At 55.6% G+C, this 20562-nt stretch carries 23 protein-coding genes and 2 tRNA genes; 3 read left to right on the top strand and 22 right to left on the bottom strand.

What is annotated here, in order from left to right:
* Positions 1 to 4 precede the first annotated feature (4 nt).
* Positions 5 to 880 (bottom strand): 4-hydroxy-tetrahydrodipicolinate synthase, encoded by an 876-nt coding sequence (dapA, locus tag ABD013_RS05475; RefSeq protein ID WP_343803382.1) that lies wholly within the window; start codon positions 878 to 880, stop codon positions 5 to 7.
* 174 nt (positions 881 to 1054) lie between these two features.
* Between dapA and ABD013_RS05480 the strand changes: the two genes are divergently transcribed.
* Positions 1055 to 1522, top strand: coding sequence for a peroxiredoxin (locus ABD013_RS05480; protein ID WP_343803384.1), 468 nt, complete (start codon positions 1055 to 1057; stop codon positions 1520 to 1522).
* 16 nt (positions 1523 to 1538) lie between these two features.
* Here ABD013_RS05480 and ABD013_RS05485 read toward each other — a convergent pair whose 3' ends face one another.
* Positions 1539 to 2612 (bottom strand): AI-2E family transporter, encoded by a 1074-nt coding sequence (locus ABD013_RS05485; protein ID WP_343803387.1) that lies wholly within the window; start codon positions 2610 to 2612, stop codon positions 1539 to 1541.
* A gap of 8 nt (positions 2613 to 2620) precedes the next feature.
* On the bottom strand, positions 2621 to 2899 hold the full coding sequence (locus ABD013_RS05490) for a sulfurtransferase TusA family protein (protein ID WP_425543391.1): 279 nt from the start codon (positions 2897 to 2899) through the stop codon (positions 2621 to 2623).
* A gap of 66 nt (positions 2900 to 2965) precedes the next feature.
* On the opposite strand from ABD013_RS05490, the gene ABD013_RS05495 reads away from it, so the two are divergent.
* Entirely contained in the window at positions 2966 to 4408 is a 1443-nt protein-coding gene (locus ABD013_RS05495) for a M48 family metalloprotease (RefSeq protein WP_343803392.1), read from the top strand.
* 72 nt (positions 4409 to 4480) lie between these two features.
* Here the strand turns inward: ABD013_RS05495 and nadA are convergent, their stop codons facing one another.
* From nadA to ABD013_RS05585, 18 genes are all read right to left on the bottom strand, one after another.
* On the bottom strand, positions 4481 to 5524 hold the full coding sequence (gene nadA, locus ABD013_RS05500) for a quinolinate synthase NadA (protein WP_343803395.1): 1044 nt from the start codon (positions 5522 to 5524) through the stop codon (positions 4481 to 4483).
* A 168-nt stretch (positions 5525 to 5692) separates the two neighbouring features.
* Positions 5693 to 5768 (bottom strand) — tRNA-Lys (locus ABD013_RS05505).
* Between the two features lie 42 nt (positions 5769 to 5810).
* Positions 5811 to 5886 (bottom strand) — tRNA-Lys (locus tag ABD013_RS05510).
* Between the two features lie 57 nt (positions 5887 to 5943).
* Complete coding sequence (gene queC / locus ABD013_RS05515) at positions 5944 to 6624, bottom strand: 7-cyano-7-deazaguanine synthase QueC (RefSeq protein ID WP_343803398.1); 681 nt, start codon at positions 6622 to 6624, stop codon at positions 5944 to 5946.
* Between the two features lie 14 nt (positions 6625 to 6638).
* On the bottom strand, positions 6639 to 7445 hold the full coding sequence (gene ybgF / locus ABD013_RS05520) for a tol-pal system protein YbgF (protein ID WP_343803400.1): 807 nt from the start codon (positions 7443 to 7445) through the stop codon (positions 6639 to 6641).
* Positions 7446 to 7452: 7 nt separating this feature from the next.
* Entirely contained in the window at positions 7453 to 7989 is a 537-nt protein-coding gene (gene pal, locus ABD013_RS05525) for a peptidoglycan-associated lipoprotein Pal (protein ID WP_343803403.1), read from the bottom strand.
* A 98-nt stretch (positions 7990 to 8087) separates the two neighbouring features.
* Positions 8088 to 9386 (bottom strand): Tol-Pal system beta propeller repeat protein TolB, encoded by a 1299-nt coding sequence (gene tolB / locus ABD013_RS05530; RefSeq protein ID WP_343803406.1) that lies wholly within the window; start codon positions 9384 to 9386, stop codon positions 8088 to 8090.
* Between the two features lie 2 nt (positions 9387 to 9388).
* Complete coding sequence (gene tolA, locus ABD013_RS05535; RefSeq protein ID WP_343803408.1) at positions 9389 to 10297, bottom strand: cell envelope integrity protein TolA; 909 nt, start codon at positions 10295 to 10297, stop codon at positions 9389 to 9391.
* 8 nt (positions 10298 to 10305) lie between these two features.
* Positions 10306 to 10722, bottom strand: coding sequence for a protein TolR (tolR, locus tag ABD013_RS05540; RefSeq protein WP_343803411.1), 417 nt, complete (start codon positions 10720 to 10722; stop codon positions 10306 to 10308).
* 9 nt (positions 10723 to 10731) lie between these two features.
* The gene (gene tolQ, locus ABD013_RS05545; RefSeq protein WP_343803414.1) at positions 10732 to 11412 is read right to left on the bottom strand and encodes a protein TolQ; all 681 of its coding nucleotides are present in this window, start codon (positions 11410 to 11412) and stop codon (positions 10732 to 10734) included.
* On the bottom strand, positions 11412 to 11843 hold the full coding sequence (gene ybgC / locus ABD013_RS05550) for a tol-pal system-associated acyl-CoA thioesterase (protein ID WP_343803417.1): 432 nt from the start codon (positions 11841 to 11843) through the stop codon (positions 11412 to 11414). The genes tolQ and ybgC overlap by 1 nt, the downstream gene beginning before the upstream one ends.
* A gap of 66 nt (positions 11844 to 11909) precedes the next feature.
* Positions 11910 to 12266, bottom strand: a complete 357-nt coding sequence (locus tag ABD013_RS05555; RefSeq protein WP_343803420.1) for a TraR/DksA family transcriptional regulator — start codon at positions 12264 to 12266, stop codon at positions 11910 to 11912.
* 114 nt (positions 12267 to 12380) lie between these two features.
* Positions 12381 to 13391 carry a Holliday junction branch migration DNA helicase RuvB gene (ruvB, locus tag ABD013_RS05560; RefSeq protein ID WP_343803422.1) on the bottom strand — a complete coding sequence of 337 codons (1011 nt, stop codon included), beginning with the start codon at positions 13389 to 13391 and terminating at the stop codon, positions 12381 to 12383.
* A gap of 14 nt (positions 13392 to 13405) precedes the next feature.
* Positions 13406 to 14035 (bottom strand): Holliday junction branch migration protein RuvA, encoded by a 630-nt coding sequence (gene ruvA, locus ABD013_RS05565; RefSeq protein ID WP_343803425.1) that lies wholly within the window; start codon positions 14033 to 14035, stop codon positions 13406 to 13408.
* Positions 14036 to 14057: 22 nt separating this feature from the next.
* Complete coding sequence (gene ruvC, locus ABD013_RS05570) at positions 14058 to 14576, bottom strand: crossover junction endodeoxyribonuclease RuvC (protein WP_343803428.1); 519 nt, start codon at positions 14574 to 14576, stop codon at positions 14058 to 14060.
* A gap of 135 nt (positions 14577 to 14711) precedes the next feature.
* Positions 14712 to 15449 carry a YebC/PmpR family DNA-binding transcriptional regulator gene (locus ABD013_RS05575; RefSeq protein ID WP_343803431.1) on the bottom strand — a complete coding sequence of 246 codons (738 nt, stop codon included), beginning with the start codon at positions 15447 to 15449 and terminating at the stop codon, positions 14712 to 14714.
* 100 nt (positions 15450 to 15549) lie between these two features.
* Positions 15550 to 17313 (bottom strand): aspartate--tRNA ligase, encoded by a 1764-nt coding sequence (aspS, locus tag ABD013_RS05580; protein ID WP_343803434.1) that lies wholly within the window; start codon positions 17311 to 17313, stop codon positions 15550 to 15552.
* Between the two features lie 215 nt (positions 17314 to 17528).
* Positions 17529 to 17975, bottom strand: a complete 447-nt coding sequence (locus ABD013_RS05585; protein WP_343803437.1) for an HIT domain-containing protein — start codon at positions 17973 to 17975, stop codon at positions 17529 to 17531.
* 74 nt (positions 17976 to 18049) lie between these two features.
* Here ABD013_RS05585 and ABD013_RS05590 point away from each other — a divergent pair, with 74 nt between their 5' ends.
* Positions 18050 to 19183: a GNAT family N-acetyltransferase gene (locus tag ABD013_RS05590; RefSeq protein WP_343803440.1), complete on the top strand. Its 1134-nt coding sequence runs from the start codon at positions 18050 to 18052 to the stop codon at positions 19181 to 19183.
* Positions 19184 to 19191: 8 nt separating this feature from the next.
* Here the strand turns inward: ABD013_RS05590 and ABD013_RS05595 are convergent, their stop codons facing one another.
* Positions 19192 to 20508 carry a Na+/H+ antiporter family protein gene (locus ABD013_RS05595; RefSeq protein ID WP_343803443.1) on the bottom strand — a complete coding sequence of 439 codons (1317 nt, stop codon included), beginning with the start codon at positions 20506 to 20508 and terminating at the stop codon, positions 19192 to 19194.
* Between the last annotated feature and the right edge of the window lie 54 nt (positions 20509 to 20562).

Genomic DNA, 20562 nt, shown 5'->3' on the forward strand with positions numbered 1-20562 from the left:
CCTGTTAGATGATGCCAGCTTCGTGCAGTGAGTTACGTACCAGTTCCTGATACTGTTCAGACAGGACAGTCAACGGCAGACGGATGCCTTCGCCGATCAGTTTCATCTCTGCCATCGCCCATTTCACCGGAATCGGGTTCGCTTCCACAAACAGGTTGGTGTGCAGCGGCATCAGCTTCTGCTGCAGCGCTCGAGCGGCTTCGGTTTCACCGGCCAGTCCCAGACGGCAGAGCTCAGCCATTTCAGCCGGTGCCACGTTGGCAGTAACAGAGATATTGCCCTGCCCACCCATCAGGATCAGCTCGATTGCAGTCGCATCATCACCGGAGTAGATGGCGAAATCGGTCGGCACCTTGGCAATCAGCTCACGTGCACGCTCCAGGTCACCGGTCGCTTCCTTGATGCCGACGATATTGTCGATCTCTGCCAGTCGATATACGGTTTCCGGCAGCATGTCACAGGAGGTACGACCGGGTACGTTGTAGAGGATCTGGGGAATGGACACGGCTTCAGCGATCGCCTTGAAGTGCTGATAAAGGCCTTCCTGAGTCGGCTTGTTGTAATAAGGCACCACCAGCAGGCATGCGTCTGCACCAGCCTTGGCCGCACGATCGGTCATTTCGATCGCTTCCTTAGTGGAGTTGGCGCCGGTACCGGCAATAACCGGAATTCGGCCATCAACACGCTTGATGATCGCCTTGATCACATCCAGGTGCTCGTCGTAATCCAGAGTCGGCGACTCCCCTGTCGTCCCCACAGCAACAATTGAGTCGGTACCCTTCTCGATATGGAGATCCACTATCTTATCCAGAGCAGCCCAATCGATCTCTCCATTGGCTGTCATCGGGGTCACGAGCGCTACAATACTGCCGCGAATCATCTCTGTCTCCATTTGTCTGAGAACTCTCAACTTGTTGCATCATGCTACCGGTGCGGGCTCTCGGCCTCAACCAGCAGACACTTTTTTGATATCGTAAAGGCCGCATTCTAAACGAATTATGTGCACTGAGCGTAGTAGTACGCCGCACTTTTTAGTCACCGAGGACATTTCATCATGACTGCACCCGCCATCGGCCAGCCCGTTGCCGACTTCACCGCTCCTGCCACCAGCGAAACCGAGGTTGCACTAAGTTCCCTCAAGGGCAGGAACATCGTAATCTATTTTTACCCCAAGGACAGCACGCCGGGCTGCACCACCGAAGGCCAGGACTTCCGTGACCTCTATACCGAGTTTCAGGCGCTTGATACCGAGATTTTCGGTGTTTCCCGTGACGGACTGCGCAGCCATGAGAACTTCAAGAGCAAGCAGTCTTTCCCGTTCGAGCTCATCAGCGACAAGGACGAAGCCGTGTGTCAGCTGTTCGATGTGATCAAGTTGAAAAAGCTGTACGGCCGTGAATACATGGGCGTCGAGCGCAGCACCTTCCTGATCGACAAGGAGGGAGTCCTGCGCCAGGAATGGCGCAAGGTGAAGGTCAAGGGGCATGCCGCCGAAGTGCTGGAAGCCGTTAAAGACCTTTAAGCCTACCAGCCTCCGCCTAGCAGGCGGAGGCTTCCGCTTCTTCCGTCACCCTTGGCCAGGCACTGAGAATTGCCTTGACCAGCGTCGCCAACGGGATGGCAAAGAACACGCCCCAGAACCCCCAGAAACTTCCAAACACCAGCACAGCGACGATGATCGACACCGGGTGCAGATTGACCGCTTCGGAAAACAGCAAGGGCACCAGCACATTGCCATCCAGCGCCTGAATGATGCCGTAGGCAATCATCACGTACATAAAATCACTGCTCCAGCCCCACTGAAAAAGCGCAATCAACATCACCGGCAAGGTAACGACGGCAGCACCGATATAGGGAATCACCACCGATAACCCGACCATTATCCCCAGCAGCGCCGCGTAGTTGATGCCGAAAAACACAAAAGTGATGTAGGTCACTGCACCCACGATCAGGATCTCGATCGCCTTGCCTCGCACGTAATTGGCAATCTGCTGATCCATTTCATGCCAGACCCGAGTCATCATTTGACGCTTTTCGGGCAGGAAGGAGGTCCATCCACTAACCAGTTTGCGTCCATCCTTGAGGAAGAAAAACACCAGAATTGGTACCAGGACCAGATAGATCAACAGCGTAACTATCCCGGTGATGGAATTGAGCGAGAAGGTCAATACCCACTGACCGAGACGGCTCAGTTCATTACCGGCAGCCGCAAAAAGCTCACGGATCTGCGCTTCTGAAACCAGTTCAGGGTACCGCTGCGGCAACACCAACAACTGTGCCTGCACTTCGGAGACCATTCTCGGCGCCTCCGTAAACAGGTTGACCAGCTGCTGCCAGACAATTGGCAGGACAAACAGCAAGAAGGCGGCGACAAAGCCGATGAACACCAGGAACACCGAGATTACTGCAATAAGATGCCCCACCCCCCTGCGCTGCAACCAGTCGACCGTGCCTTGCATCAGAAAGGCCAGGATGACACTGGCAATCACCGGCGCCAGCGGCTGACCCAACATCCAGATAGCCGCCAGGGCACCACCCAGCAGAAGAAACAGGAACAGTGCTTCTTCATCGGAGAAATAACGGTCGATCCATTTGCTGAAGATTTTGCGCATATTACACCTCAGGCGTCCTTGCCACGCCGAATCCAATAGATGAAATGCTGATCGTCACTGAACGTATGCAACAACTCATGGTCTGACACCTCGGTGTAGGCCGGAAAATCACGCACCGAACCAGCATCGGTCGCAATTACCTTCAGTACCTGCCCCGGTGACAACTGATGCAGTGCCAACTTGGCTTTTAGTAAGGGCATGGGGCAACTTAATCCGCTGGCATCAAGTTCCTGATCATGTTCTGGAGGTCTCATCACTACGATTCCTGCGATACACTGGCCACACATTCGAATGGCAAGCACTATATCATTAAACCCAGGCCAGAATAATTCGGAAGGCAATCAGTAATGCTCATGCGCAACACTATTTTCAGCAGCCTGCTCTTCTCCCTGCTGCTTATTGCAATCCCCAGCCGCGCCGAAGATCCCTTTAACCTGCCACTGCTTAATGATGGCACATCTTCCATTGTCAGCCTGGAATCTGAGTACCGGCTGGGCCGGAACTGGGCCCGGATACTGCGTGGACAAGCCCCCATGCTTGAGGACCCGATTACCTATCAGTATCTTGAAGACCTGCTGTGGCGTCTGCTGCCGCACAGCCAGGTTCAGGACCGCCGACTTGAACTCTTCCTGCTTGCCAACCCCAGCTTCAACGCCTTCGCGGTCCCCGGCGGCGTGATTGGCGTACACGGAGGCCTGATTCTTGCTGCGGAAAGCGAAGGAGAGCTGGCATCGGTCATTGCCCATGAACTGGCCCACCTCAGCCAACGCCATTTTGCTCAGCGCCTCGAGGAAGAACGCCGCAATCGCCCTCTGATGCTTGCAGGCATACTGGCCGGCATCCTGGTTGCCGCAGCCGACACAGAAGGTGGCGTGGCCGTGATGTCCTCAACGATGGGGGCTTCAGCGCAGAATCAGCTCGCTTTCAGCCGACGTAACGAGCAGGAAGCCGACCGGGTCGGCATGCAGACACTGGTATCAGCCAATTTCGACCCACATACCATGCCCCAGATGTTTAGCCGCTTGCAGCGCAATTATCAGTTTTACGGTCAACGGCCACCTGAGTTTCTACTCACCCACCCGGTGACCGAATCACGCATAGCCGACTCGCTGAACCGTGCCAGCCAACTGCCTGACGTGCGCGAGAAATCCAACAGTACCGAATTCTCGCTGATCAAAGCACGCATGGATGTCCAGTTTGCAAAATCTCCAGTCGCATCACTCGAGCATTTTCGCAACAGCCTCAGCCGCAACACCAGTGCTTACAGTCGCTACGGACTGATGCTAGCTGCCATTGCCAACCAGGATTTCGAACTCGCTGAGCAGACTCGCGCACAAATGCCTGTCGAACTGCGCCAGCACCCCTACGTTGAATACAGCCGCATTGAAGGTTTATTACAGCAAGAAAACTACACTAAAGCGCTGGAACTGACACGCCAATTGCTCGCACTCTACCCTGATAGCAGGCCAGTACGCTCCCTTAACGCCCGCGTACTGCGCAGCAATGAGCAATTATCCGCTTCACTCCGCGAATACAAATCTCTGGCCCGAGATTACCCCAACGATACTCAAATCTGGTTCCAACTGGCCGAGACCGAAGGGCTTGCCGGTAACACACTCGGCGTACATGAGGCACGCATCGAGTACTTCATGCTGACAGCACAAATAGACTTGGCACTCAAACAGATCACCTATGCCCGCCGCGGCAAGGGACTGACAGCATCCGATATCGCCAGACTGGACCAACGTGAGCAGGAAGCGCGCGCGCTACGCCAGGAGATGAAAGAGCAGTTCTAGGTTACCAAGCAGACACAAAAAAGCCCGCTCGATCGAAATGATCTGCGGGCTTTTTATTGCATCACGAGATGCTTAATCTGCCGAGAAGTCCAGCATCCGCTGCAGCGGCTTGAGCGCACGCTCCCTGAGATCATCATCAACCAGGATCTCGTCGGTGCCGTTTTCGAGTGCGGCCAAGATATTATCCAGGCCGTTCATCGCCATCCACGGACAGTGAGCACAGCTGCGACAGGTTGCACCCGAGCCGCCCGTCGGCGCCTCCAGAAAACGCTTGCCAGGGGCCGCCTGCTGCATCTTGTAGAAAATACCGCGGTCGGTTGCAACAATAAAGGTTTCATTCGGCAGGTCGTGAGCGGCCTTGATCAACTGACTGGTAGAACCCACAGCATCAGCGATCTGCACCACAGCATCCGGTGACTCGGGGTGCACCAGCACCGCCGCATCGGGATAAACCTGCTTGAGATCCAGAATCCCCTTGGCCTTGAACTCCTCATGGACGATACAGCTTCCGTCCCAGAGAATCATATCGGCACCGGTTTCCTTACGGACATATTCACCCAGATGCTTATCCGGAGCCCAGATGATTTTCTTGCCCTGATCAACCAGGTGCTCGACCACTTTCAACGCAATACTGGATGTGACCACCCAGTCCGCGCGTGCTTTCACGGCAGCCGAGGTATTGGCATAGACCACCACCTCGTGATCAGGATACTGATCGCAGAAAGCTGCAAACTCATCCGCCGGGCAGCCGATATCAAGTGAGCAGGTCGCTTCCAGCGTCGGCATCAGGATGCGCTTTTCCGGGTTCAGAATCTTGGCCGTTTCACCCATAAATCGAACACCCGCAACGATCAGAGTAGACGCAGGGTGACGAGAGCCAAAACGTGCCATTTCGAGGGAGTCTGCTACACAGCCACCGGTTTCATCCGCCAACTGCTGAATCAGGTCATCGGTGTAATAGTGCGCGACGAGACAGGCATCCTTCTCGACCAGCAGTCGACGGATCTTCTCCTTGTACTCTTCGATTTCAGCAGACCCCATCTGTGATGGCAGGTGCTCCTGCGCAAAGTGCTCCTGTACCAGGATGCGATCATCGATATCTTGCTTACTCAACATAGTTCTGGTTCTTATCTTCCCGCGGATTAATGCCATTGAGGGCATTGAGGGCAAAAATAATGGGGCGTGGATTATACCATAGTTGCACCACAGTTAATGCATCGAATCGGGCTTTCACTCGATTTCGAGCGAAGCTATACCATTAACTGTAACAGAAAAGCGGGAAAATGGTGGGTCGTATAGGATTCGAACCTATGACCAATTGGTTAAAAGCCAACTGCTCTACCAACTGAGCTAACGACCCACATAAGAACCAGGCAGACAGCCTGATTTATCGAAGGGTAGATGGTGGGTCGTATAGGATTCGAACCTATGACCAATTGGTTAAAAGCCAACTGCTCTACCAACTGAGCTAACGACCCGATGGGCTGCGCATTCTACGCGAATTCAGGCAGATGGCAAGCCCCTTTTGAATTTTTTTACACGTAACGCGTTGGATCAGCCACACCTGCATCCACAAAGCCCTTGGCACGCAGTCGACAGCTATCGCAACGCCCACAGGCCCGACCGTCTTCATCCGCCTGATAACAGGATACGGTCAGCGCGTAATCAATCCCCAGCTTTGTTCCCTCAGCGATGATGTCGGCCTTGGTCAAATGCATCAGCGGCGTTTCGATATGAATAGGGTCACCATTAACACCGCGTCGCGTCGCCAAATTAGCCATGGTCTCAAAGGCCGCAATGAATTCCGGACGGCAATCGGGATAGCCGGAGTAATCCACCGCATTAACGCCGATAAAAATTGCATCAGCATCCAACACTTCAGCCCACCCCAGCGCCAGCGACAAAAACACCGTATTTCGGGCCGGCACATAGGTCACGGGAACGCCTTCGGTTTCGCCTTCCGGCACCTCTATATTGGTATCGGTCAGCGCGGAACCACCAAAGTCTTCCAGGTGCAGACGCAGCACTCGATGATCGGCAACGCCAATCTGTTCAGCGATCGCCCGGGCAGCATTCAGCTCAGTCAAGGAACGCTGCCCATAATCAAAACTGAGCACATAACAGTCATACCCCTGATCCTTGGCCATGGCCAAGGCCGTGGCGGAATCCAGACCACCCGATAGCAGCACGACCGCTCGTTTTACATCTTGTTTCATCAATCCCATCTTTGTTACGGCTTCAGATAACCACGTGCAAGATCTGCCGCAGGCGCCTGCGGATATTCCTGCACCACTTGTTGCATCAACTGTCGTGCCTTGGCTGCGTTACCAGAACGCCCTGACAAGACACCCAACTTATACAGTGCGTCGGCCGCCTTGCCATGCTGAGCGTACTGCTCGACGACACGAGCAAAAGCAGCTTCGGAATCAGCTGTATTTTGCTGGGCCAGATACACTTCTCCCAGCCAGTACCAGGCATTAGGTTGCAAAGCACTATCGGGGTATTGGTTGATAAAGCCCTTAAGCTCTGCCTCGGCAGCACCGAAGTTTCGCGCCCTGACCTTGGCAAAGGCGGCTTCATATACCTGCTGCTCCCCAGCCCCCTGCTCCGCGTCTTCCGTGGACGCCTGATCAACAGGCGCAACCTGTGACTGTGCAGCTTCAGCAGCAGCTTGAGTATCGGCAGCAACGCTGTCAGCGCCCCCCACTACCGCTGTTCCAGCACCCTGTGGCAGCTGCTGGAACAGCAGGCTGATCCGCTTATCCATGTCGCGGTAGCGATCTCGCTGATGACGCTCCAACTGATCGAGACGATACTGCTGCTGCTCGATCACGCCTCGCAGAGCCCGCACCTCATCCTGCAATTGCTGCAGCATGAAGAACATCTCATTTTGCGCTGACATTGCCCGCGGTTGAGACGAAGACACGCCCCCCGCCCCAACCTCGGAAACTTCCACCACTGTCACTGGCGCTGCCTGCACGGAAAGCGCAGACAACGCCAATGCCGAAAACAGCAGTCGACGACAACCCTTCATCATAACCCGATTACTTGCTCAGGTATTTCAGCTCGACACGACGATTCTGTGACCAAGAGGTAGCGTCATGACCCAGCACGGCCGGCTTTTCTTCACCGTAGCTGACCGTTTCCACCTGATTGGCAGATGCGCCGTTGACCACCAGCAGGCGTTCCACGGATTGCGCACGACGCTCGCCCAGCGCAATGTTGTATTCACGTGTTCCACGTTCGTCAGCATGGCCTTCCAGACGCACTGATGCAGACGGATTCTGCGCCAGGTAGCGAGCATGCGCTTCCAGATCGGCAAAACCTTCCTGGCGCACAACGGACTGGTCGAAATCGAAGTAGAAGACGGTACGCAGCTGTTTCAGGTCTTCTGCAGTAACAACCGCACCACTGCTGAGGCTGCCACCAGCACTACCATAGCTGCTCGCACCGCCAGCCTGATCACTCGCTCCCATTCCGGCTGAACCTGCGTCAGTTGTGGTGCTGGTTGTACTACAGCCGGCTGCCCAGATCATGGCAGCAGAAATGATCACGGATTTGGTCAGGTTACCTGCCTGCATGTTGTTTCCCCTGTATTAATGCTTGAAACCAAGTTTGAATTATAGAAATAGAGTAAGCACAGATTTTGACGTCACTGTACTAAATACCTGTTACCACTTCAGCGAAGATAGGGTGACCACGCAGGCTCACGCACATCGCCGCTGACCGCCGGCATCCTGAACTGCACACGCCCATCCAGTGACACAGCCGAAAGCACCCCGCGCGTCCCTTCCTGCGTAGCATAGATCACCACACTTCCGTTCGGTGCAATACTGGGTGATTCCACCATACCGGAACGGGTGAGTACATCGAGACGGTCGGTTTTCAGATCCTGCACTGCAATATCAAAGCCGTTGCCGCCACCACTGCTGCGATGCACCATTGCGAGGAAACGCCCATCCTGCGTCAGGCGCCCACGCGCATTATAGTTCCCCTCGAACGTCAGGCGCTCCAGCTTGCGACTGCTCAGCTCCAGACGGTAGATCTGTGGCTGTCCGCCACGATCAGAGGTGAAGATCAGTGACTGGCCATCCGGCGACCAGCTCGGCTCGGTATCGATGCCATAGTGGCGCGTAATCCGTTGCAGCTGACGACTCTGCAGATCCAGCACATAGACCTCCGGGTTGCCATCACGCGACAGCACCAGCGCCAGCCGAGTACCATCCGGCGACCAGGCCGGCGCACCGTTAAGACCCGGGAAGGACTGGATGCGCTCACGACGACCGGTCGCCAGGTATTGAACATAGATAGCCGGCTTGCCTGTTTCGAAGGACACATAAGCCAGCTTGGAACCATCCATTGACCACACCGGCGACAGAATCGGCTCTGACGACTCCAGAATAGTACGCGCCCGCGCACCATCCCAGTCCGCCAGCTGCAACCTGAAACGCTGCTTCTGAGCTGCAAGTTGCTCCGCTGTCACATAGACAATCCGAGTCGAGAAAGCCCCCTTGAGCCCGGTCAAACGCTCAAACAGACGGTCCGCGATGAAGTGCGCTCCATCCCGAAGATTATCGCGGCCAGTAGTCACCTGCTCACTCAGCAATGACTGCTCACGGAGCACATCGTAGAGCTCAAAACGCACACTGATTTCATCCGCACCTACCGGTACCGCACGACCAATCACCACATAGTCCATCTTGGCAATGCGCCAGTCACGGAAATAGAGCTCAGACTGCTGCACCGGGAAGCCCAGCATGTTCTCGCGTGCCATTGGCTGAAAAAAGCCGCTGCGCTGCAAATCCTGCTGCACAATGGCCGCCACATCTTCATTCAAGGCTCTGCCGGTCTCATTGCCAAAAGGCACGACAGCAATTGCGGTTGGAGCTTCTACCCCCTGGGTCACTTCAACCACAAGCTCGGCCCTGGCCATGACAGACACCAGCATCAACACCAGCGTCATGAATACGCGCTTCATTCTCACCACCTAAGTCCCTCCGGCCTGAATTTAACCAACAACTTGCGTAAACGACGCTCGAACAGAATCGGATCGATCTCAGCCACACGCGGGAAACGCTGTACCCGATATACTGCCTGAATTGCTGAGTTATCAAAGGCAGCATTACCGCTACTGGTATCGATATAGGCTTGATCAACCTCGCCGCTGGGCAAAAAATGGATCGCTACAACCGCCTCCATGCCATTACGTGCCGTACTCGGAATCCGCCAGCTGCTTTGCAGCATCGCCTGAATATACGACTGAATGTCACCGATCACGGCTTGAGAAGTCTGTCTGGCAGCAGCCTCACGCGCTTGCTGCTCACGCTGCAACGCTTGCTGCAGCTCGGCTTCAGCCTGCCGCTGCTGTCGCTTGCGCTCAACCTCTGCTTTCGCTGCCGCATCCGCCTTGCGTTTGGCCTCTGCCGCTTGCTGACGTGCCAGTTCTTCAGCCTTGCGTTTGCGCTCCGCGGCTTCTGCCTTACGCTTTGCCGCCTGTTCAGCCTGGCGCTTCTGCTCAGCAGCTCGCTGCCTGGCCAACTCCTGCTGACGCTTACGCTCAGCATCCTGCTGCGCCTTGCGCTTGGCATCCGCTTCAGCCTGACGCTTGGCCAGCTCCTGGCGACGCTTCTCGGCAGCTGCCTGCTCCTGACGCTTGCGCTCAGCCTGTCGGGCCTGCTCGGCCTGCCGCGCCTTTTCTTCCGCAACGCGCGCCTGCTCCGCTTCACGCTTGGCCAAGGCGGTCAGGTCGATCATCTGAGCCTCGATATGCCTGGGTACCTGACGCCGAGGCTCGGCATGATCAATCCAGTGGGTACCCAGCAACACCAGCACTCCGGCATGCACTCCCAGCGCCAGCAGAAACGGAACGATATAGCTTCTGATCTCCACAGGCTATCCTATTCCGTCACCAGTCCGACACTGCTGGCACCCACCTGCTGCAACAGAACCATCAGCTGCACGACCTGGTCATAACTGGCAGCCTTATCTCCTCTTACCAGCAACAGCTTCTCGGGAGCCGAGGCCAAAATCTTGCCCACCCGCTCAGCGACCTCATCACGGCTGATGGCGTCTTTCTCGTCACCACCTACGTTGATGTAGTACAGCCCGTCAGCATCGACGGTCAGGATAACCGGCTCTTCATTCTGGTCTTCAACCGGCTCGGCCGCCGCCTGAGGCAACTCAACATTGACCCCCTGTGTCAGCATGGGCGCTGTCACCATGAAGATCACCAGCAGCACCAGAGTTACATCAATGTAGGGCACCACATTGATGTCTGAATTCAGCTTGCGTTTCTTGCGCTCTTTACGAATCATTGCTCAGCCTCAGGCAGCGCGATGTACGCGGCGATAGAGGATGCTGGAGAACTCATCGGCAAAGGTATCGTAGGCATTCAGCAAGCCCTCTGCCTGAGCCGAGAAACGGTTGAACGCAATAACAGCCGGGATAGCGGCGAATAGACCGATAGCTGTTGCCACCAGGGCTTCAGAAATACCTGGCGCAACCGATGCCAGCGTCGCCTGATGCACATTGGCCAAGCCACGGAAGGCGTTCATGATGCCCCAAACGGTACCAAAAAGGCCCACGTAGGGGCTGGTAGAGCCAACCGTAGCCAAAAACGGCAGATGACGCTCCAGGCGCTCCTCTTCACGCGCCATGGCAACACGCATGGCACGCTGAACACCGTTCATTACCATTTCGGGGTCACTGCCCGTTTTCTGAGTCAGGCGCGTATACTCCTGCAGACCGGCACGAAAGATATTTTCGGCGCCGCTGTTGGCATTGGGCGTCTGGCTCACTTCTCTGAACAGCTCGCCAAGATCGACACCTGACCAGAAACGGTCTTCAAACTGACGCAACGAGCGGCGAGCCTTGCGCATCACCTGGTTGCGCTGAAAAATCATCACCCATGAAAGGAAGGAAGCCAGCATTAACAGCAGCATTACCAGTTGCACGACCAGGCTCGCATTCAACACGAGACTCCAGATTGACAGCTTGTCTTCCATTATTTCTCCTCAGGGGTAAGCTGTTGAACAGAACTTGACATCAGTTGCTCCAACATCTCTGCCGGCCAGCGTCGCGGTTTGAGCCGAGATGCCGACACACAGGCGACTGCTACTTTAGCCTGACAAAGCAGAACAGAATCTGAAGCACGGGTAATTTTTTGCAGAAAGTTCACGCGCGCGCCGGATGCTCGTTCGACGACCACACTGACAAGAAGTTCATCATCGAGTTGCGCAGGTTGCAAATAGCGCCCATCCACATGCGTAACCACGAAAAGCACATCTTCACGTGTCAGCTGCTGTTGGGAATAGCCAAAATGACGCAGTAACTCGGTACGAGCCCGCTCCATGAACTTGAGATAATTGACGTAGTAGACGATACCGCCCAGGTCGGTATCTTCGATATAAACGCGTATCGGCCACTGAAATGGCATGCCGGCAACCCGATCAGGTTTGAGATTGGCACAAACAATAACAGCAGCCGGTTTTAAAACAAAGCCTCAGCCATGGCAGCTCAGGCAGGAATCCACCAGCGGGTCGGCGCGCAACCGATTCAACTCAATCGCCTCACCACATTTACTGCAGCGACCAAAGCGCCCACGATTAATACGCTCCAACGCCTGATTGCAGGCCGCAATTGACTCCAGATGGTGCCGCATATGATCAAGATTGAGCCTGCGAGCCACTTCAAGGACAGCCTGTCGATCAGATTGACCACTCGACTGGCGCTTAAGCAGGTGCCGGACATGCTCAATCTCGTTCAGCTCATCGGCAAGCTCTTCATGCAGCGCCGCCAGCAGTTCATGCAAGGCTTCCGCCATATGCTCCAGCTCGTCGTGACTCAGTACTGCTGCCATTGCTCAGGCCTCCGTTTGATGGATGCCTTCATAGTAGTGCGAGATCGCTGGTTAATAGTTGATCTCAATCATCTGCTCTTCGCACACATCTCGATGAATGCTCATCGGTTGATATTAATCAGCCCTTTCGATGCCAAAGTGAACATAGGCATGGTCTGTCACAATTCGGCCACGCGGTGTACGCATAATAAAGCCCTGCTGAATCAGGTAGGGCTCGAGCACATCTTCAATAGTGTCGCGCTCCTCGCTGATTGCAGCCGCCAAGCTGTCGATACCGACAGGACCTCCGCCGAATTTCTCGATCATTGCCAATAACAGGCGGCGGTCCATATGATCGAAACCACGCTCATCCACATTAAGCATATTCAATGCCAGATCTGCTATCGGCTTGCTGATACAACCATCCCCTTTTACTTCGGCAAAATCACGTGCACGGCGCAACAGGCGATTGGCAATACGAGGGGTACCACGAGACCGCTGAGCAATTTCTCGCGCGCCATCCTGATCAACTTCAGTACCCGACAACTGCCCTGAACGCATTACGATGCCGGTCAGATCTTCAACCGAATAGTATTCCAGCCGCTGCACAATGCCGAAGCGATCACGTAGTGGCGAAGTCAGCAAACCAGCCCGCGTAGTCGCACCTACCAGCGTGAACGGAGGCAGATCCAGCTTGATCGAGCGAGCAGCCGGACCTTCACCAATCATGATATCCAGCTGATAGTCCTCCATCGCAGGATAAAGCACTTCTTCCACATTGGGACTGAGCCGGTGAATCTCATCGATGAACAGCACATCCCCCGGCTCAAGATTGGTCAGTAACGCCGCCAGATCACCGGCCTTTTCCAGCACCGGTCCGGACGTGGTCTTTATCTGGGAGCCCATCTCGTGCGCGATGATATTGGCTAGTGTGGTTTTACCCAGCCCCGGAGGGCCGAAAATAAGCGTATGATCCAGCGCTTCCTCGCGACGACGTGCGGCATCGATGAAAATTTCCATCTGCTCACGCACGGCGGGCTGTCCTTCATAATCGGCCAGCAGCTTGGGACGAATCGCCCGGTCATGAACCTCTTCCGTGGGCGCAGCTGTCAGCGGAGTGATAAAACGGTCTGCTTCGATCTTCATGCCTTACCTTTCACTCAGCCGGTTACCATGGTTTTCAGCGCCTGGCGAATCAGCTCTTCGGTCACAGCCGCATCCCCCACCACCTTGGCCGCCTGCTCAATGGCCCGTGTTGCCTGTTGTGGCTTGTAACCCAGCGCAACCAGCGCGCTCTCCGCCTCAGCACGACAGTCCGTACTAGCCACCTCGGCCACCGGCAGATTGCCAGAACTCAATTCCAGCTCGGTCAGCGTCGGCAGTTGCAACAGGCTCAATCGATCTTTCATCTCAACAATCAGACGTTCCGCTGTTTTCTTGCCCACACCAGGAACACGCACCAGCGCCGTACTGTCTTCATTGTGTACGCTACGGATAAACTCTTCGGAACTGATGCCAGACAGAATGGCCAGCGCCATTTTCGGGCCCACACCATTTACCTTGATCAGCGAGCGAAACAGCAGCTTTTCCTGCTGATCAGCAAAGCCATACAGCAACTGCGCGTCTTCACGCACTACAAAATGGGTGTGCAGGCCGATTTCAGCCCCAAGTTCCGGCAGCTTATAAAAGGTGTTCATTGAGGCCTCGACCTCGTAGCCAACACCATTAACATCCAGCAACAACCAGGGCGGCTGCTTCTCCAGAATTCGACCTCTGAGATGTCCAATCACGAATCAACTGTCTCCATAAAAATCATAGCCGCCAACGGCCACTGCTGCGGCTTCGACTACGTACCTGCGGCACCTGACCAGCATTAGTGTGCGCATGACAGAGCGCAATTGCCAAGGCATCGGCAGCATCCGCTTGCGGTAACCCCGGTAATTTGAGCAAGTGCGCAACCATATGTTGCACCTGGGCCTTATCGGCACCACCATTGCCAACTACGGATTGCTTGACGCGGCGAGCCGCATATTCAGCGACCGGCAACGCCTGATTGGCACCGGCTACGATCGCTACGCCCCTCGCCTGTCCCAGCTTGAGAGCCGAGTCGGCATTCTTGGACATAAATACCTGCTCAATCGCCATCTCCTGTGGCTGGTAGCGCTCGATCACTTCAGTGACGCCGGCATACACCTGCTGCAGGCGCTCAGCCAGAAGTTCACCGCTGATGCGAATGCAGCCACTGGCGACATATTCGACACGAGCACCAACCGCGTTGATCACACCATAACCGGTAATTCTCGAACCGGGGTCAATTCCCAGGATCAGCATGGGTTCCTCCCGATACTACAGAAAGCCCCACGGGCCTCAATGCACAAGGCTGTACATTTATACACTAAAGCACTTTAAATTGCCCACAAAAAACCGGGGTTGCCCCCGGTTCTTGTGATCCGCAATATGGAAGGCTTATTCCATTGCTTCTTCAGGAATATCGGCGTTGTGATAGACGTTCTGGGTATCATCCAGATCTTCCAGTGCATCGATCAGTTTCAGCGCCTTGCCACCGGCATCCACATCCAACTCAACGGTGGTGGCCGGGATCATGCCCACTTCGGCGTAGACCGGCTCCAGACCTGCATCGACCAGCGACTGTTTAACGTCCATAAACTCTTGCCAGGGCGCAAACACGTCGATGGAGCCATCATCGTTGGTCACCACATCATCGGCACCCGCCTCCAGCGCGGCTTCCATGACCGCATCTTCATCGGCGCCTTCACCAAAGGTAATCTGACCTTTCTTTTCGAACAGGTAGGCTACAGAGCCATTAGTACCCAGGTTGCCGCCCGCCTTGTTGAAGGCCGCACGCACCTGAGACACGGTACGGTTGACATTATCGGTCATTACTTCAACCAGAATCGCCACCCCGTTGGGGCCGTAACCTTCGTAGGTCAACTCGTCGTAGTTATCGCCTTCACCACCACCGGCACCACGAGCGATTGCCTTCTCGATGGTATCCTTCTTCATGTTGGCGCCCAGCGCCTTATCGACGGCCGCACGCAGACGCGGGTTATCTTCCACGCTGCCACCACCTTCTTTGGCGGCAACCGTCAACTCACGAATCAGCTTGGTGAAGATCTTGCCACGCTTGGCGTCCTGAGCCGCCTTGCGGTGCTTGATGTTAGCCCACTTGGAATGACCTGCCATAAAACATCCTCGATTGATTGCAGAGCCCAGCAGGCTCTGTGATCTTATACGTGTCTTACAATGAAATGGGGCGACTCAAGTGGTCGCCCCAGGTGCGCGATCAGGGAGTCTTGCGCAGCTTGATGTTCAGTTCGCGCAGCTGAGCCGCGCTGACCTCACCCGGTGCGTCTGTCAGCAGACAAGCCGCACTCTGCGTTTTCGGGAAGGCAATCACTTCACGAATAGAAGAAGAACCTGTCATCAGCATCACCAGACGATCCAGACCAAACGCCAGACCACCGTGAGGCGGCGCACCGAACTTCAATGCATTGAGCAGGAAGCCGAATTTTTCTTCCGCTTCCTCGTCGCTGATGCCCAGCACCTTGAATACAGCACGCTGCATCTCCTGATCGTGGATACGGACAGAGCCGCCGCCCAGCTCGGTACCATTCAGCACCATATCGTAGGCACGAGACAGCTTGCCTTCAGGTTGCTCCAGCAGCTCAGCAGCGGTGCAGCTCGGCGCGGTGAACGGGTGGTGCAACGCCGTCAGGCTACCGTCGGATGTTTCTTCGAACATCGGGAAGTCGACAACCCACAGCGGCGCCCATTCGCGCTCGATCAGGTTCATGTCTTCACCGACCTTGATGCGCAGCGCACCCAGGGCTTCGTTGACGACAGTTTCCTTATCAGCACCGAAGAAGACGATATCGCCGTTCTTGGCCTCCAGGCGCTCCATTACCTTCATGGCAACGTCTTCACCCAGGAACTTGACGATCGGAGACTGCAGACCTTCAGCACCTTTTTCCAGTTCGTTAACCTTGATCCAGGCCAGACCCTTGGCACCATAGATGCCGACGAACTTGGTGTAGTCGTCGATGATCTTGCGGGTCAGCTCAGCACCACCCGGCACTTTCAGTGCAGCAACACGGCCTTTCGGGTCCTTGGCAGGACCGGCGAACACCTTGAATTCGATATCCTGCAGCAAGTCGGCAACATCAACCAGCTCCAGCGGGATACGCAGATCCGGCTTGTCGGAACCGTAACGCTGCATCGCTTCTGAGTACGGCATGCGCGGGAAGTCGCCCAGGTCCACATCCAGCAGTTCGATGAACAGCTTGCGGATCATGCCTTCGGTCAGACCCATGATGCCTTCCTCGTCCATGAACGAGGTTTCCAGGTCGATCTGAGTGAATTCTGGCTGACGGTCCGCACGCAGGTCTTCGTCACGGAAGCACTTGGCGATCTGGTAGTAACGGTCGAAGCCGGACACCATCAGCAGCTGCTTGAACAGCTGCGGCGACTGAGGCAGTGCAAAGAAACTGCCTTCATGGGTGCGGCTCGGCACCAGGTAGTCACGCGCGCCTTCCGGAGTCGCACGGGTCAGAATCGGCGTTTCGATATCGAGAAAGCCGTTTTCTTCCAGGAAGTTGCGGATGTTGTGGGTGATCTTGGAGCGGAAACGCAGCTTGCGCTGGATTTCCGGGCGACGCAGATCGATGAAACGGTTGCGCAGACGAACATCTTCGCCTACCTGCTGGTGTTCATCCAGCTGGAACGGAGGAGTTTCAGCCTTATTGAGAATGACCAGCTCTTTACCCAGCACCTCGATCTCACCGGTACCCATTTCCTTGTTAACGGTGCCTTCCGGACGACCGCGAACAGTACCACGCACCTCAACCACGTACTCACTGCGCACGCTGTCGGCCAGCTGAAAGCTTTCTTCACGATCCGGGTCGAATACAACCTGGGCAATCCCTTCACGATCACGGAGGTCAAGGAAGATTACGCCACCGTGATCTCGACGGCGGTGAACCCAGCCGGTCAGGGTGATGTCTTCTCCGATATGGTCTGCTCTAAGGTCGCCGCAATAATGGCTGCGCATAGTGTCCTGTTCCTGTTATCCGAATGCAACGTGGAAATCAAAGGCGGGAATTATAACCGATTTGGCCGAACCTGACAGCAGCCACAACAGCCTGAACCGTGCATTCGACAAATGGCAAGAGACGGTACATCTTGCTCGAACGCACTCTGTGCGCAAACAGCCCTTCAGCCAGGGGACTGGCCTCCCAAAGGGGACAACCAGTCATTCACCATGAATCAGTCGTGGGGTTCGAACGCGAGCTCGCCATCGAGCAGACGTTCCAGCTTGCCACGAACACGCTCCAACCCTTCCGGCGTATACGGCACTGCCGGCACCTTGCCCCAGACAGGACCAGGCCAGGCCGGATCGGATTCCTGACGAACAATGACATGAATATGCAACTGGGGCACCATGTTACCCAAGGTGGCAACGTTCATTTTGCGAGCCTGGAACAGGTCCGCCAGGGTTTCAGACAGCTCACTGACCTCATGCATCAGCTGCTGCTGTTCATTGGCCGGCAGATGATAGAGTTCAGTAACGCCCGCGCGGCGCGGTACCAGAATCAGCCAGGGGTATTGACTATCGTTCATCAGCAGCAGGCGGCACAGCGGGAAATCCCCCAACGCTATGGTGTCAGTCACCAGGCGGGGATCGAGCTCAAATTCCAGTTCCAATTCATCCATCACCCTGCTCCTTTAAAATATGCTTGTTAATCCGAGTGTTACAAAAATCGCTACCAGAATTAGTATAGGCCAGCATGTATAAAGTCAATCTTCACTCAAGCATTGAGGGAATCGAAGCCTCACGCTGGGATGCCCTTTGTGACCCGAGCTATCCCTTTATGCGCCATGCATTTCTGCATGCACTTGAAGCGTCCGGCTCTGTCAGTGCCAAGACCGGCTGGCAGCCCTTGCACCTTGAAGTCATGCAAGACAACACCTGCGTGCTGGTGATGCCGCTCTACCTGAAGTCACACTCCTGGGGCGAGTACGTGTTCGACTGGGCCTGGGCCGATGCCTATGAGCGCAACGGTCTGGCCTATTATCCAAAACTGCTTAATGCCATCCCATTCACTCCGGCCAGCGGGCCACGTTATGGCACTTCACTATCCGAAGCCGAAGCACTCTCACTCATCCCCGAGGTGCTTGAGCAGGTGATGCAAGAGGTCAACGCCTCCTCCTGGCACTGCCTCTTCCCGCCGGCATATATGGTCGAGCACACAGCCAAGCCAGTACTCAAGCGATTAGGATGCCAGTACCACTGGTTCAATCGGGACTATCGAGAATTCGATGATTTTCTTGCCCGCTTCAATGCCCGCAAGCGCAAGTCCGTCAAGCGTGAAAGGCGCAAGGTTAAGGAACAGGGAATCCAGCTGCAATGCCTGAGCGGTTCGCAGGTTCAGCCCGAGCAGCTGGACCAGTTTTATCACTTTTACCAATCCACTTACTTGAAACGCGGCCGCCAAGGTTACCTGTCTGCCGATTTTTTCCATCGCTTGCATCAGACCATGCCGGAACACTTGCTACTGGTCGAGGCCAGGCGTGAAGATCTTAGCATCGCTGGGGCACTCTATTTCATCGGCGAGAGGACCCTATATGGGCGTTATTGGGGGTGTAGCGCAGACCACGACAGCCTGCATTTCGAAGCCTGCTACTACCAGGGTATCGAATACTGCATTGAGCATGGGCTTCAGCGCTTCGACCCAGGCGCTCAGGGTGAACACAAGATCCAGCGCGGATTTGAACCCGTTGAGACCTGGTCACTGCACCGGATTGCAGACCCAAGGTTCCAGCAGGCAATTGAGGCATTCCTGGAGGAAGAGCGCGACCTGATGGAACAGCAGATCGCAGAATTGACCACCTGGCTGCCGTTCCGACAGCCAGATAGTTAGGCAAAGGGTCAGAGAATCATCGCCGCCGCCCAGCCGGCCACCAGCAGCGGCAGGTTGTAGTGCAGGAATGTCGGCACCACGGTATCCCAGATATGGTGATGCTGGCCGTCCACGTTCAAACCGGCTGTCGGTCCCAGCGTAGAATCCGATGCCGGGGAGCCCGCATCACCAAGCGCACCAGCGGTACCCACCAGCGCCACGATGGCCAGCGGGCTAAACCCGAGCGACAACGCCAGCGGCACATAGATCGCCGCGATGATCGGAATCGTTGAGAACGAGGAACCGATCCCCAGCGTCACCAGCAGCCCGACCAAAAGCATCAGCAACGCTGCGAGCGCCTTGTTGTCACCGATCAACTCGGCAGTACTGTTAACCAGCGTCGAAATTTCACCCGTCTGGCGCATCACCTCGGCAAAGCCCGCTGCGGTGATCATGATAAAGCCGATCATCGCCATCATCTTCATGCCATCAATCAGCACACCATCAGCCTGCTTCCAGCGGATAATGCCAGTCAGGGTACAGATCATGTAACCGGACAACGCCCCCAGCACCATGGATCCTGTCCACAGCTGGACACCGAACGCCACCAGCATGGCGATAACCACCGACACCAGACGTGCCGTGCTGTAGTTGACCTCGACCCGCTCAGCTGCCTGAAGTCGCTCCATGTCATAACGTCGCGGCTTGCGGTAGTTGAACAGCGCCAGCATCAAACCGGCCAGCATGCCGGCAGCCGGGATCCACATTGCCGACATCACATTAATGCCTTCAATCGTCAGACCATTATCTGCCACGTTCTTCAGCAGGATGTTGTTCAGAAAAATCCCACCAAACCCCACCGGGAGGAACATGTACGGCGTCACCAGGCCAAAGGTGAGCACACAGGCAATCAACCGACGGTCCAGCTGCATCTTGCTCATCACCATCAGCAACGGCGGCACCAACAGGGGAATAAAGGCAATATGAATGGGGATCAGGTTCTGCGAGGAGATCGCCACAGCAATCAAAACCAGGATCAGAGAATACTTGACCACCCGTCCGGCCTGACCTTCACCTGTACCCAGCTTGCGCTGCACCAGGTCTGCCATCGCATGCGGCAAGCCTGATTGCGCGATAGCCACGGCAAAACCACCCAGCATGGCATAGCTGAGCGCTACCTCGGCACCACCACCGATACCACTTGAGAACGCCTCCATGGTCTGCTCAAGTCCCATTCCCGCCAGCAAGCCGGCGCTCAGCGCACCCAACACCAGTGCGACCACAACCGGCGTACGCAACAGGCTAAGCGCCAGCATCACGATTACCGCTGCGAGTACAGCATTCATCAATTTGTCTCCCGGATTTTCAGGGGGTTGGTAAAAAAGCGCTGCACTCTGCAG

It is taken from the genome of Marinobacterium maritimum (genome assembly GCF_039523155.1).
Taxonomy (GTDB): domain Bacteria; phylum Pseudomonadota; class Gammaproteobacteria; order Pseudomonadales; family Balneatricaceae; genus Marinobacterium; species Marinobacterium maritimum.